The organism is Scandinavium sp. M-37, assembly GCF_043558715.1.
GTDB classification, from domain to species: Bacteria; Pseudomonadota; Gammaproteobacteria; order Enterobacterales; family Enterobacteriaceae; genus Scandinavium; species Scandinavium vulneris_A.
Genome location: NZ_JBIGIN010000009.1, coordinates 1 through 14,043, shown reverse-complemented (window position 1 = coordinate 14,043; position 14,043 = coordinate 1). Strand labels below are relative to the sequence as shown.

General features: G+C 52.0%; 11 protein-coding genes and 2 pseudogenes. 4 read left to right on the top strand and 9 right to left on the bottom strand.

Annotated elements, in window-relative coordinates; genetic code table 11:
• Positions 1-16 precede the first annotated feature (16 nt).
• The gene (gene crfC, locus ACG0Z5_RS08785; protein ID WP_394446558.1) at positions 17-2,341 is read left to right on the top strand and encodes a clamp-binding protein CrfC; all 2,325 of its coding nucleotides are present in this window, start codon (positions 17-19) and stop codon (positions 2,339-2,341) included.
• Positions 2,338-3,210, top strand: a complete 873-nt coding sequence (locus ACG0Z5_RS08780; RefSeq protein ID WP_394446557.1) for a diguanylate cyclase regulator RdcB family protein — start codon at positions 2,338-2,340, stop codon at positions 3,208-3,210. The genes crfC and ACG0Z5_RS08780 overlap by 4 nt, the downstream gene beginning before the upstream one ends.
• A 22-nt stretch (positions 3,211-3,232) precedes the next feature.
• Here the strand turns inward: ACG0Z5_RS08780 and kdgT are convergent, their stop codons facing one another.
• Positions 3,233-4,228, bottom strand: coding sequence for a 2-keto-3-deoxygluconate transporter (gene kdgT, locus ACG0Z5_RS08775; protein ID WP_394446556.1), 996 nt, complete (start codon positions 4,226-4,228; stop codon positions 3,233-3,235).
• A gap of 658 nt (positions 4,229-4,886) precedes the next feature.
• Here kdgT and proP point away from each other — a divergent pair.
• Positions 4,887-6,389 (top strand): glycine betaine/L-proline transporter ProP, encoded by a 1,503-nt coding sequence (gene proP / locus ACG0Z5_RS08770; RefSeq protein ID WP_394446555.1) that lies wholly within the window; start codon positions 4,887-4,889, stop codon positions 6,387-6,389.
• Positions 6,390-6,458: 69 nt separating this feature from the next.
• Here the strand turns inward: proP and ACG0Z5_RS08765 are convergent, their stop codons facing one another.
• The 8 genes and pseudogenes from ACG0Z5_RS08765 to ACG0Z5_RS08730 form a co-directional block, all read right to left on the bottom strand.
• Positions 6,459-7,427, bottom strand: coding sequence for a nickel/cobalt transporter (locus ACG0Z5_RS08765; protein ID WP_394446554.1), 969 nt, complete (start codon positions 7,425-7,427; stop codon positions 6,459-6,461).
• A 96-nt stretch (positions 7,428-7,523) separates the two neighbouring features.
• Positions 7,524-7,733, bottom strand: a pseudogene (locus tag ACG0Z5_RS08760) (arginine/agmatine antiporter); the annotation flags it as partial.
• Positions 7,715-7,792: pseudogene (locus ACG0Z5_RS08755) on the bottom strand (hypothetical protein); the annotation flags it as partial. The pseudogenes ACG0Z5_RS08755 and ACG0Z5_RS08760, both read right to left, overlap by 19 nt.
• A 158-nt stretch (positions 7,793-7,950) precedes the next feature.
• Positions 7,951-8,250 carry a chaperone modulator CbpM gene (cbpM, locus tag ACG0Z5_RS08750; RefSeq protein ID WP_394446553.1) on the bottom strand — a complete coding sequence of 100 codons (300 nt, stop codon included), beginning with the start codon at positions 8,248-8,250 and terminating at the stop codon, positions 7,951-7,953.
• Complete coding sequence (gene cbpA, locus ACG0Z5_RS08745) at positions 8,243-9,169, bottom strand: curved DNA-binding protein (RefSeq protein ID WP_394446552.1); 927 nt, start codon at positions 9,167-9,169, stop codon at positions 8,243-8,245. The genes cbpM and cbpA overlap by 8 nt, the downstream gene beginning before the upstream one ends.
• Before the next feature lie 118 nt (positions 9,170-9,287).
• A complete protein-coding gene (locus ACG0Z5_RS08740) occupies positions 9,288-9,497 on the bottom strand; it encodes a hypothetical protein (RefSeq protein ID WP_394446551.1) in 210 nt (69 codons plus the stop codon).
• Positions 9,498-10,049: 552 nt separating this feature from the next.
• Positions 10,050-10,451 (bottom strand): YidB family protein, encoded by a 402-nt coding sequence (locus ACG0Z5_RS08735; RefSeq protein WP_394446550.1) that lies wholly within the window; start codon positions 10,449-10,451, stop codon positions 10,050-10,052.
• Between the two features lie 88 nt (positions 10,452-10,539).
• Positions 10,540-11,094 (bottom strand): LuxR C-terminal-related transcriptional regulator, encoded by a 555-nt coding sequence (locus ACG0Z5_RS08730; protein ID WP_394446549.1) that lies wholly within the window; start codon positions 11,092-11,094, stop codon positions 10,540-10,542.
• A gap of 1,241 nt (positions 11,095-12,335) precedes the next feature.
• Between ACG0Z5_RS08730 and ACG0Z5_RS08725 the strand changes: the two genes are divergently transcribed.
• Positions 12,336-13,988: an Ig-like domain-containing protein gene (locus tag ACG0Z5_RS08725; RefSeq protein WP_394446548.1), complete on the top strand. Its 1,653-nt coding sequence runs from the start codon at positions 12,336-12,338 to the stop codon at positions 13,986-13,988.
• Positions 13,989-14,043: the final 55 nt, after the last annotated feature.

The window sequence follows — 14,043 nt, the reverse complement described above, 5'->3', positions numbered from 1 at the left end:
AGGGAATACTTTAACCATGTACACACAGACAATATTTGAATTGAGTCAGGAAGCTGAGCGCTTGCTGCAGTTGGCTTTACGACATCTTGAGACCGTTAATGGACTGCCGGGCAACGTGACGAGCGACGCTGAAACACCGTATGCGCTGCCCGGGAGCGCGCACGCCCTGGGTACCCAGCAGGGTACCTTGAATAACGAATTGCGCAAAATTACCCGTCTGGAAATGGTGCTGGCGATAGTTGGCACCATGAAAGCCGGGAAATCCACCACCATTAATGCCATCGTTGGAACCGAGGTTTTACCTAACCGTAATCGGCCCATGACCGCATTGCCTACGCTTATTCGCCATACGCCGGGTCAGAAAGAACCCGGCCTGAATTTTATTCACGTTAAGCCTATTGAGCGCTTAATGCATGAATTACAGGATAAACTCCGGCACGTCGATCGGGAAAAACTGGCACTGAAGCTCGAAATGGATAAGGACATGAATGCCCTGCTCGAACGTATAATTGGCGGGGTCGCCTTTGAAAAACATTATCTCGGTGCGCAGCCTATTTTCCAGTGCCTGAAAAGCCTCAACGATTTGGTACGGCTTTCCCGAGCAATGGACGTCGATTTCCCGTTTGCCGACTACGCGGCGATTGAACATATTCCGGTGATCGAAGTTGAGTTCGTGCATTTGGCCGGATTCGGTGAAAATGCCGGTCAGCTCACGCTGCTGGATACGCCGGGGCCGAACGAAGCGGGGCAACCGCACCTGCAAAAAATGCTCAACGAACAGCTGTCCCGCGCCTCCGCGATACTGGCGGTGATGGATTACACCCAGCTCAAATCGATTTCCGATCAGGAAGTGCGTCAGGCGATTGCGGCGGTCAGCAAGTCGGTGCCGCTGTATGCGCTGGTGAATAAGTTCGATCAGAAAGACAGAAACAGCGACGATGAAGATCAGGTGCGGGCGATGATCTCCGGCACGCTGATGAAGGGGCTTATCACCCCGGGGCAGATTTTCCCGGTGTCATCGATGTGGGGCTATCTCGCCAATCGCGCCCGGCACGAGCTGAACAGCAACGGCAAATTGCCCAACCATCAGGACCAGCGCTGGGTACAGGATTTTGCCGAAGCGGCGCTGGGCCGACGCTGGCGAACCGCCTCTCTGGATGACGTGACCCATATTCGTCATGCCGCCGATCTGCTGTGGGAAGACTCGCTGTTTGAGAAGCCGATCAATATGCTGCTGCACGCAGCCCACGCCAATGCCTCACTGTTTGCGCTGCGATCGGCTTCGCACAAGCTGCTGAACTATGCGCAAAACGCGCGGGATTTTCTCGACTTCCGTTTGCAGGGGCTGACGGTCGCCGCCGGGCAATTGCAGGACAATATCGTTGGTCTTGAAGAAGACATGGCCCAGTTTGAGGTGCGCCAACGCGTAGTCAGCGAAGAAATTAATCATGAAGTGGAGCAGGCGATGGATGCCGCCGGGGCGTTTATCGCCGGTCAGCAGCAGGAAATTTTGACGCTGCTCGACAGCAGCTTCAGCCGCGATAATCTGCAGACGATGAGTCTCGCCCACGGGGCGGATTTGCGTTGGTCGCAGCAGGATGACAGCGGGGAACTGATCCTCGAAGATGAAGAGCAGGCCAACCGACTGCTCAGCATCATTCGCTCCGACTGCGAAGGCATGGTGTTTACCTGCCAGCAGAATATTTTCCGCGAGCTGTCACTGCGTTTTAGCCAGCTTGAAACATCGCTCGGCCGCACCCTGGACGACGCGCTCAAGCCGATTGAAACCCACGTCAAAGAAGATCTGCATCGGGCCGGGTTCCGCACTCGGGTCACGCTGCCCGTTTTTCAGTCCGGTTCTCTGCAAATCGCCATGCCGCAGTGGTTCAATGGCACGGTCGCCACCGAGGATTTGCCGGTAGGCAGCCTGCGTGGCGGGATGCGGGAAACGGTCAGCCGTTGGCTCAACAATCCCAATTGGGGCTGGGATGATTATGTGTTGACCAAAACGCGTTACATCATTGATGTGAATGCGATTAAGGCGCGGATCGTGGATAGCGTGTCGACCTTCTGCGCACAAATCCTTAAAGCTTTGGCGCTTCAAGTCGATGTCTCTGTTACGGCGGGAATGGCGACCTTCTTTGCAGAGTTTTCACAGAGTCTTAGCGGCCTGCAGAAAAATTTGCAGGAGAGTTTGACCTTACGCCAGCAGCATCAGTCCACGGTGAATACCTTATGTCAGCAGCTGACGCAGTGCCTGGCCACGGTTCGCTGGATTGAAGAGGATGCGCGGTTATTGCGCGACGACATTCAAACCCTTTTTGCGGCTGAACAGAGATGAATACGCGATTGCTGGAGGGACCAGGCCGCTGGCTTGAATCTCTCCATGCCCGATTTATGGTCAGTCTGGTGCTGGGCATTGAAAACCCACGCCAGCATACGCTCGCCCCGCAACAGCAGCAGTTTCGCGAACGCCTGATGAATGAAATCATGGCGCAAACCCAGCTGCGACCGTGGTCGGTGGCGGGGCTGTTTAGCGACAATCCCGCGATGCGTCTCGGATTGACAGAAAAACTCGCCAGCCAGTTCGACCCGGGTCATCTGGCCCTGACGCGCATGAGCCGCTATCTGCACTTTCTCAAGGGTAAAAGCCAGGGTTCACCCGAGCTGCGCGAGCAATTTGGTCTGGTCAGCGAGCAGTTCAGCCAGCGTGCGGAGCACAAGCAACGGGCGCTGACCCAGCGCGGGCTGATGGTGGAGTCGGGTGCGCACAGCGATGAAGTGTTCACCCGCTGGCATGCCGGGCAGTATGACGGCTGGTCACTGGCGGGGCGTTGTTTTATCGCGCTGGAAGAGCTGCGCTGGGGGGCGTTCGGCGATGCGTGGCGGCTGGCGAACGGCGAAGTGCGCGGCCTGCTGAAAGACAGCTTACGCACCATGGCGGCTCAGTATCTGGCGCAAGGCATCGGCGCAGCGACGGAAACGCGCCATTCTTATCATCAATGGCTGGTGTCGCCGACGTCTGTGGGTTTAATGGATTACAAAGAGATGCTGGCCTGGCTGGGAAGCGACTGTGATGCAGTACGTCAGCCGGTGTGCTGGTCGGTGACCCAAACCTGGCAGCCGGTGGCATTGGGGATGCCGCGCCTGTGTTCTGCCACCCGTCTGGTGGATGCGATGATTGAGGAGTTATTTACCGACGAGGCCTGACGGCCCCGCCGGAGTCAGAAAGTTAGTGATGTAACGATTCTGCCACTACCGCTTCAGGCTGCTTGGCCTGCACGGTGCCAAACCGTTTGGCATACAGCGCGGTGATAATGGGTACCAGGATCGCGGTAACAATCACGCTTGCCGCGACCAGCGCCGTGGCTGATGCCGCTACCGGTTCAAAGGCCGGGTTAATCTGCGCGATGATCACCGGGTTCGCTACCGCCGCACCCGCCGCCGACGAGGCTGCCACGCCCGCCGTGCCATTCCCGCCACCGATCACCCGGTCGGCAATAATCAACGGGATCCCGGTAATAATAATGACCGCCACGCCCAGGACGATACCCAGCAGGCCAGTATCCATGATCACACCCAGGTTGATGGTGTTCCCGAGCGCGAAGCCGAAGAACGGGATCAGCACCGGCGTCGCTTTGCTGAAGAAGGCGCGGAAATCGTGGTCAAGGTTGCCGAGCGCGAAACCAATCAGGAACGGCAGCACGGCGCCAATGAAGTGGTGCGGTTCAAAGGAGGCCAGACCGGCGGAACCGAGGATAACCATGGTCATCAGCGGGCCGGATTCCAGAGACATCAGCACGAACGCGCCGGATTCTTCTTTCGAACCGTACTGGTTCATCAGGCTGGCGTACAGTCCGCCGTTGGTCATATCCATCGCGGACACCAGCGCCAGCACTGACAGTCCGGCGAAGAAGCCGGTCTGAATCCCGCCGTCGGGAATAAACGTGGCGGCAATCATCGCCACGACCCAGGCAACGGCAATTTTGGTGATGACCAGGGTGCCTGATTTGCGTAATACCGTGCCGGTGGCGCGTAAATCGATGGATGCCCCGATGCAGAAAAACCAAACGGCCAGGATAGGAACCGTTCCGCCAATCATACCTTTGGTGAACGAACCAAAATAATTACCGGTATCCGGTGCCAGCGTATTTAATACGGCACCCAACAACAGTGGGACTAACATCATTCCGCCAGGGATACGTTCAATGGTGGCTTTAATTTTCATTTTTTATCCTCACATCCCCACACCGTCAGGCCGGGGCGACACAAAAGAAGAGGGTTCAACAGCTTGGCCAATGTTCTGGAGCTATGATGCGATCAATGGAATGCTGATTCAATGAAAATAAAACAGTGTTTTAGTTGTGTCGATCACATATTTTGCAGGAAATTCTTAAGTCGGGCTTTTATATGATTTGGCTGTGAATTAGATGTAAAGAAATGTCGGTCATAATCCGTTAGCGAATTAATTATATTGCGGCTTAATAAGAGGTAATAGGTTGGTGAAACAGGCGTTTTTTCGAGCGGGTGCGCGAATCAGGATTGAGAAAAGGCTTAAAACATGGGGGGGCTTATTGACGATTCATGAATCATCTTAACAGTCATCATTATTTTTTCGTGAAGTTGATCACAAATATAAACGCTGTTAGGGTAAGAAAGGAAAGTACGAAAAATATCACGACACATTGAGATTTTGGTCAGATCTTTTCTGCCAGAGCAGGCGTCATCAGGTTCGGTTGTACAGGCTGTGAGCAGCCAGTGGAAGTAAACCTGCTACGCTTGAATTGAGGAGCACAGCAATTCGCCGCTCCACTACCGCACGCACGCGAGCGCTTGTGTTCGCCTCCCCCTGTGTGCGCTCAAGGCGATAGTTAACGAGGACAAAAATGCTAAAAAGGAAAAAAGTTAAGCCGATCACTCTGGGTGATGTCACCATCATCGACGACAGTAAGCTGCGCAAGGCGATTACCGCCGCGTCGCTCGGCAACGCGATGGAATGGTTCGACTTCGGCGTTTACGGTTTTGTGGCTTACGCATTGGGTAAGGTCTTCTTCCCCGACGCTAACCCTAGCGTTCAGATGATTGCAGCCTTGGGGACCTTCTCTGTTCCCTTCCTGATCCGCCCGCTCGGCGGTCTGTTTTTCGGAATGCTCGGCGATAAGTACGGTCGCCAGAAAATTCTCTCCATCACCATCATCATTATGTCGATCAGTACCTTCTGTATCGGCCTGATCCCCTCTTATGCCACTATCGGCATCTGGGCACCTATCTTGCTGCTGCTGTGTAAGATGGCTCAGGGCTTCTCTGTGGGCGGGGAATACACCGGGGCGTCTATCTTCGTTGCCGAGTACTCGCCGGACCGTAAGCGCGGCTTTATGGGCAGTTGGCTCGATTTCGGGTCGATTGCGGGCTTCGTGTTAGGTGCAGGATTGGTGGTACTGATTTCGACTATTGTCGGCGAAAACAACTTCCTCGAATGGGGCTGGCGTCTGCCGTTCTTCCTCGCCTTGCCGCTAGGGATTATTGGTCTGTATCTGCGTCACGCGCTTGAGGAGACTCCGGCCTTCCAGCAGCACGTTGAGAAGATGGAGCAGGGTGACCGTCAGGGCCTGCAGGACGGACCGAAAGTTTCGTTTAAAGAGATTGCCACCAAACACTGGCGTGCGTTGCTGGTCTGCGTGGGGATGGTGATTTCAACCAACGTCACCTACTACATGCTGCTGACCTACATGCCGAGCTATCTGTCGCATAACCTGCATTATTCAGAAGACCACGGCGTGCTGATCATCATCGCTATTATGGTGGGTATGCTGTTTGTGCAGCCGATTATCGGGATGCTCAGCGACCGCTTTGGCCGTCGCCCGTTCATTCTGGTAGGTAGCGTGCTGCTGTTCCTGTGCGCTATACCGGCCTTCATCATGATTAACAGTGGCGTGGTGGCGCTGATTTTCGCCGGGCTGCTGCTGCTGGCGGTGATCCTCAACTGCTTTATCGGGGTGATGGCGTCATCGCTGCCCGCGATGTTCCCGACCCATATCCGCTATAGCGCGTTGGCGAGCGCCTTCAATATTTCGGTGCTGGTGGCTGGCCTGACGCCAACGTTGGCGGCGTGGCTGGTGGAATACACTCAGGACCTGATGATGCCTGCGTATTACCTGATGGTGATCGCCGTTATCGGCCTGATGACCGGTATCACGATGAAAGAAACCGCCAACCAGCCGCTGAAAGGCGCGACCCCGGCGGCGTCTGATATTCAGGAAGCGAAAGAAATTCTGCGCGAGCATCACGACAATATCGAACATAAAATTGAAGATATTGATGCGGAAATTGAAGCGCTGCAGGAAAAACGTACCCGTCTGGTGGATCAGCATCCACGCATCAACGAGTAATCGTTTCGCTGCTTTGCGTTAAAAACGCTTCCTGGTCGGAAGCGTTTTTTTTATCTCTGTCGTTGGCGGTCAGCATCCGGCAGCGATGTAGTCCCCGTTGGCACTGATCGGTATGACGGTCATAAACAGGACCAACGCGAACAGGACAATCAGCAATCCACCGATGATTTTTACCGTGGGCATCAGCCAATGAAGCGGGTTCGAATCTTGGCCAAACCAGGCCACCGTGCGTTCGCGCGCGTAGCGCACCGCCAGCGATAAGCCGAGAATCGACAGCGCCGTGCCGAAGGCCATCGCCATCACTGCGATAATCCCCCAGCTCACAATACCCAGCGCGTTGGAGAACAGCATGATCATGATAGCCCCGCTGCATGGGCGCGCGCCGATCGCCAGGATGATACCCACCCGTGTTTTCCAGTCTGCCTGAGCGATGTCGGCCCTGACGCCGTGATGCCCGCAGCCGCAGTCGACAGCATGTTGATGTCCGCCCGCATCCAGCGGGGTCAGGCGACGGGGTCTGAACGTCTTGGGTTTCAGGCTGTTCAGGGTCTGCCAAATTACCAGCACGCCAAAGCTGCCGATCAGCACGGCGCTGATTTTTTCGATGTACCAGCGGCTTTCGCTCAGGTCGCCAGAAGCCAGATTCATCCCCACGGCGAGAATAAACACGAACAGGATAGCGCTGATGCCTTGCATCAGGCTGCCGAGGAACGGGACTATCCGAGCCGCTAACGGGCTTTCCTGATGGGTGCTGAGCCAGGTTGTGACGATAAATTTGCCGTGACCCGGCCCGATGGCGTGCAGCACGCCATACATAAACGCCCCAACCAGCAGCCACACCCCGGCGCTGTATTGATGATTATTGAGCTGCAAAAGGTACATCACCAGATAACGATGCAGGGTGATTTGTGTCGCCAGACACCATTGCAGGAACGCGGCCCAATGGGCGTGGAGCTGAAATGCGAAGGCCAGCAACAGCGCCATGAAGGCGAGGGCGGCAGGGATACGCCAGTCACGTTTAACAACAGAGGGAGTCATAATGAAAGCCGGTCAGCGAAGAACTCATGCAATCATTATAAGAGGCGACGGGCAGAAGGGGTAAGCGAAAGAGCCAGCCCGGAGGCTGGCTTGGTGTCAAATTTTTGCCACTGGCACGTCGAGCGGCCACGGATTTTTATGAATGCGATTGTAGTTGAGGGCATACAGGGCGGTGATCACCATTAAGGTGACGAACGACCACATCACTTCCTGTGCGCCAGAGCCAATCACCGCCCAGATGCAATACACGAAGGCGATAAAGGTCAGCAACAGATAGGCCGGACGCGCTCTGCCAGACGCGCAATGGCGGCGCCTGCCCAGGTATCCTGGTGCAGAAATTCACTTTCAACGAGCAGTACTTTCATTGGGTCTTACCCCTGTAGGTTATTGGGTTGGGGCAAGTAATACGCCGTAGGTGACGCCAGGTAAACGGCACGGGCGGGTTTATCCACGCAGGGGATATTTTTATGGCTGATAGCGCTATTTGGCAGGGAAAACCCGCCAGGAAGGCGGGTTCTGAAGGTTAGTTGATAAAGCGTTGCAGACGCTGGAGCAGCAGACGATTTTCCTGCTTCAGGCGTTCGTTTTCATCGAGCAGGGTCAGGGTGACGGCGATCCCCGGCCAGTCGAGGGCTAGCTCACGGCGCAGGCGCATCGCGCGGTGAACGATGGTGACGGCGCGATCGTCGAACAACCAGTGTGCATCCTGGGTTTGATTGGGCTCTATCACGCCCAGGCCGACAATTTCGTCGAGTTCCTCTTCGGATACCCCGGTATGCAGACAAAACTCGGTGACGGTGAAAGTGATGGTGACGTTAGCCATGTTTTTTCCCCCACTGTTGGCGCGGGTCGAAGGTCGGTTGGGCATCGGCAAGCTGCTGCCACAGCGCGGCGGTTTTCTCATCCGCTTTCGGCGGCATGACAATTTTGATTACCGCGAACAGATCGCCGGTGTGTTGCTTATTCACCAGGCCTTTGCCCTTGATGCGCAGCCGTTGTCCGGCCTGACTGCCCGGCGGGATGGTCAGTAAAATCGGCTCTTTGAGCGTGGGCACCGTGACTTTGGCTCCCAGAGCGGCCTCCCACGGGGCGAGGGGCAGCACGATTTCGAGATTGTGCCCGACGATATCAAACATCGGATGCGGCGCGATGCGGATGATGAGCCACAGATCACCCGCGGGACCACCGTTCTCGCCGGGCGTGCCCTGGCCTTTGAGACGAATGCGCTGCCCGTCACCGACGCCTGCCGGGATTTTGACATTGAGCGATTTAGGGATTTCCTGCTCAACCATGCCAAAAACATTGTAGACCGGCAGTTTATAGTTGATGGGGCGGGTATGCGCTTCGAGCGTTTCTTCGAGGAAAACGGCGACCTCTATTTCCACGTCGTGACCCCGGGCGGTATGCCGCTGATGAGACTGCTGGGCACGCTGGCCGAAGATAGAGGAGAAGATGTCGTCAAATTCTTCCTGACTGTAAGATTGCTGCTGGCCTGACGGCGGCGGCTGGCGGAACTGCGGGTCGTTGCGGTGCTGCCAGAGCGTGTCGTATTCGGCGCGACGCTGTTCGTCGCTCAACACTTCCCATGCTTCCGCCACTTCTTTAAAGCGGGCTTCGGCATCGGATTCTTTACTGACATCAGGATGGTATTTGCGGGCGAGGCGGCGGTAGGCGGTCTTGATAGTCTTGAGATCGTCCGTCGGCTTCACGCCCATAATGGCGTAATAATCCTTTAATTCCATAGCATTATCTCTTGTGAATCACACAAACAGAACGGGTTTCCCTAAAAACTTACCTCTGTAAGTGTAGGGCAACCCCAGTGATTCGCTGGAGAAAATGCGCTGGAGTGAAGCGTTGGACTTAATATTTACGCGGAGATTTTGCTTCGCCGAAATCATCGTTCAGGCTGAAGTGATAATCACACAGTTCTGCGCGGCGCTTATCAGCGGCTTTCTGGAATGCTGCCAGCGCTTCTGGTTCAATGCTGTTTTCAATGCGGGCAACGAGTTTCTCAAGCATTTGCTCTTCATTCACATTGCGTAGGCGTTTCAGGTAGTTTTCTACGGTCATATGCAACCTTACCGGTATCCGGTGTGTAATTTATCGACGCTTTCAGCGTTCAGAGTACACGATTTAGCCGATCAATGTTTGATTGATTACGTTTTGAGTCGTTTTTTGGGAGATTTCGGGGGGGAATCAGACTTCGTATGTGATAAGAGCAATGACATAAGGCATAAAAATAGATATCGAAAATGGTCTTAATAGCAAATTTGGATAATTAAAAACCCACTATTCGGTAGGTTTCTAATTATGATTTAGCTTTTTCTTAATATAACGAGCAGTGATATCACAATCGGAATGCAAAATCCTATCCAGGAAACTGTCAACAATGTGCTGTATATCGGCTGATGATGAAATTCAATATTGAAAATAATGAATGTCGACCAGCTGATTTTGGAAACCGGTAGCCCACTCCATAACAGTGCGGCGGCACCTCCTGCATAGTCAGCGGATACAGGAATAAGGAGCAGCCAAAGGAATCGATAAAACTTGCGGAAAGGGGAGTGATAAGCATACATATAATAACCCTGCTGACTCCCCAGGTTGCCCCAGGGAGATCTTTTAACCACTCAGTTTTCCTTTAAGGATTGCTTGTCCTGAAGTGATCAGATCATTTGTTGCGGATTTTTTGAGCGTCCCCTGCTCAGACAACGAGTCGATAATCACCGGCAAATAGCGTGAAAGAAGACCAGCAGCAGCCGGGATGTCCATGCCACATTTTTCCGCCAGATTTTTTAATGCATCAGAATCAGTAAAAGACATGATTTGTTCTGCGCTGACGGGAAGGTTGTCCCCATCATTTAACCATGACGCGACAGTGGCCTGAAGTCCATTCTTGGTCATGTTACTGACTAATTCCTGAACACCACCATGGCTTTCGACAAATTCAGTGACTGCACTTAAATAGTCGATTCCTTTTCTTTTGCTGATAAATGCTTCTAATAATGCAGTAAATACACTCATCTTTTGTTCTCCTTATCTTTTTGTTGACCGTTAAGGTTGGTGGTCATTTCTGATATTGAAATTAATTTTGAGTCTGGGACGTGATCAATTATAAATCGCTGCATAACGCAGTATGGCTTCCGCATTGCAGAATGGATTTTTGAACACGTAACATTGCTATGCTATTTTTTGATCTCATTTTCAACTTGTACTGAATGCTCATGCGATATCCGCTGGTTGTTTTTTCTGATATTGACAACAATTTTGCAACAGAGATATTCCTGAGGTGGAATAATTTTAGGACCTGACTCTCGCGTAATGTTAATAGGTTAGTAGGCCTAATTGTTTTGGTTGTCGCAATACGCATAAGATGTTCCGGGGTTAAGTTCATTGATGCAAAGATGACGTTGCCCAGCTTAAAATGATTGTTCTTGCCAATGTCTGGCAAAAGAATGAAGAAGTGGCATTCGCGTCGTCTTAGGAAATCAATGATCTTCTTTCTTAAGTGGATACATTCTGTTGCAATAATGACTCTATTTTCCCGATGCAAGAATGACAAATTGGCTTGAACATCAGCTAGTTGCGGCAGATAGATGGGCCGCATTTTACTATTTTGTATGCCGGATAATAGGTAGTAGTTATCACTGACAATGATGATGTCCATATGTTTATTCCTCACATCGTTGTACACCAATTTGCGTAACGTAATCTATAAAGATGGATCAGTATATGATATTCAAAGTGGATAATCTAAAAACGGATATTTTAAAAATACGTGTTTGCACGTGACGCTTATGGTTAAGTATGGGTTAATTTTAAATTAAGACCGTGTTGAACCAGTAGTTCGATATTAGAATCAATCACCCGCTAAAGATCACAATTCACAGGGTCAATCCTTACCTTTAAATTCTTTATAAGAAAAAACTGAAGTGAATATTAACATTGAAAATGAGCTTTTACACTGCAGTTTATTTGATTTAACTCTTGATACGTTTTGATTTCTTAAGCGCTTACTTTTTCTAGATGTGAGAAGTTGTTTAAAATCAATGCGATAAAGCTATATGAATGGAATTGAATTGTAATCGACATGTTAAATGATCAGCAAAATCAGTTTTTTAGATAAGCTCTTTTTGTTTTTTATATTTATTTGCGACGTATGTGTGACCTGATCTTGTAAGTTTCCCAGGATGCTATCGAATGATAGTGCTCCGGAATTTATTTTACTGACTCTCATCGTGTGGGCAGAAATGCATGCAGTAAGGCTGTTATTTATCAACCAGGAAAACCGGCTTAGAACGCATCCATTGAATCCGATTGATATAATCCAGTAAAAGAGAGGAAGGCTAAAAAATCGCCTTTGTGGGCTGTAATAATTTACGATAGGTTTCTGTTTTCAGAAAATGTACCCGGAACGGTTTACTTAACCTCCGCCCTGAACCAGTCTGTGTATTTTAAGCCACAACAAGAGTATGAGTTGAGAGTCTTTTAGTCACTGCTCAAAAATCTAGTCGATGAAACGCGGCACGATTGCTGAATCTGAGCGCCAGGTATGTCATCTGCCGTCCAACAGACTCATCAAATCGCGTACTCAACCTTTTAGCTGGAAAATATTTGTGCTGCATAGAAAACCCACTGCTATTATTTGGGAGTCATCATCGCATTAAATAAAATTCAAATGAATTAACCACTAAAAATGCATGCATATTAATTGCTTAATAATAACCTTTGATTTTTTCGACTTTTGTTTTTGTCTTGGCGGTATTTAAGTGTAGAGGGTGCCCGACTTAAACTCTCAGTGTGAAAATGATAGCTCATTATTCATCATAACTTTCCTGCTCAGTATCAGAACTAAATTATTTTTTGACGCTGAGCACCCAATGATATATCTATGGAGAACTGGACACGATGTCTGATTCAACAGAAAAACAAAATGACCTAATGCTGGCTGCGGTTGACGCCGATTACACCTCTCTGATTACTATTGACAACGTTATCGATAATACCGGCCAGCACCAGGGTCCGGTTGCTCAATACGGCGAAACCGATGACCTGCTGCCAACGCTGACGGGTTTTGTCCCTTATGACACCAGTGGCGCGCTGATTCTCCGTGTCTACCTCAACAGCGTGGCAGTCGGCACGGCCCATGTACAGGCTGACGGATCATGGACCTATACCGCAGAGACCCCGCTCGAGGCCGGCACCCTTAATTATTTCCAGGTCGTCTTGCTTGATCCAGCAGGTAACACGCAATTGCGTCTCTCCGACCCTTACTACATCAACACCACCGCTCCAGACCAGGACATCGTGGCCCCGGATGTACCGGATGTGCCGGTAATCGACAGCGTGGCAGACAACGTACAGGGCGGCATTACCGGCGACCTGGCTAACGGCAGTCTGACTAACGATGCCCGTCCGGAGCTCACCGGTCATGCCATGGCGGGCGCTACTGTCAATATCTATGACAACGATGCCCTGATTGGCACCGCCATCGCGGCCGCAGACGGCTCATGGCGTTTCACGCCTGAGACTGACCTGTCTGAAGGGGCGCACAATCTGAGCGCGACCGCGATGAATGTGGCAGGTGAAAGTGCCTCAACGGACGGCTTTGCCCTGACCGTGGACACAGAGGTTGCCACCCCGGTGCTGACCGCAATTGTGGATAACGTCGGGGATTACCAGACAGACGTGCTCAATGGCGGGAAAACCGATGACAGGGCGCCGCTGCTGACCGGCACCGGTGAGCCGGGCAGTCACATCGTGATCAAAATGTACGGTCCGGTGACTCATAATACTTACACCATTGGCACCGTAGAAGTGGGTGAGGACGGGACCTGGAGCTATCAGTTTAAGGGTGGTCAGGGCCTGCAGGCAGGGGACAACGTGTTCCATATCACGGCGACGGATGCCGCGGGTAACACCATGGCGGGTGAAGACTTCGTTCTGGAACTGACCGGCAGCAACCAGGACAACAATGACACCACGCCACCGGATGCCCCGGTTATCACGGCGGCCCAGGATAATGCGGGCAGCATCACGGGTGAACTGGTGAATGGCGACAAAACCGATGACACCACCCCGGAACTGCGTGGAACGGCTGAAGCGGGAAGCCTCGTAACGATTTATGACGGCAGCACCCTGCTGGGTTCGATCAACGCAGAAAGCGACGGCACCTGGAGCTTCACCGCACCGGAAAGTAACAAGGGGGAACATGTCTTTACCGTCACCGCGACAGATGCAGCCGGTAATACCAGCCTGGCCTCCAACGAGTTTGTGTTAAACATTGATCCCGTACCACAGTCTCTGTTTTTTGAAGGTGTAAAGCATGGCGGGGGAGAAAGTAATCTGGAAAACGGGGAACTGACCAACGATAACACCCTGCTCTATTATGGTCACGCCACCGCGGGTGCCACAGTTAACCTCTATGACAATGGTGTTCTGTTTGACAGCAGGCCCACATATTCAAACGGATCATGGAACTTTGGGACCTATGACCGTGTGCTGAAACTGAAAGATGGTACGCACGGTAATCCCCCCATTTTTAACGGAGGTGATAAGTAGAATCAGTTCATGCGCTGAATATGCTGCATCGGCGTGAAGCCATTCAGTGCCATAT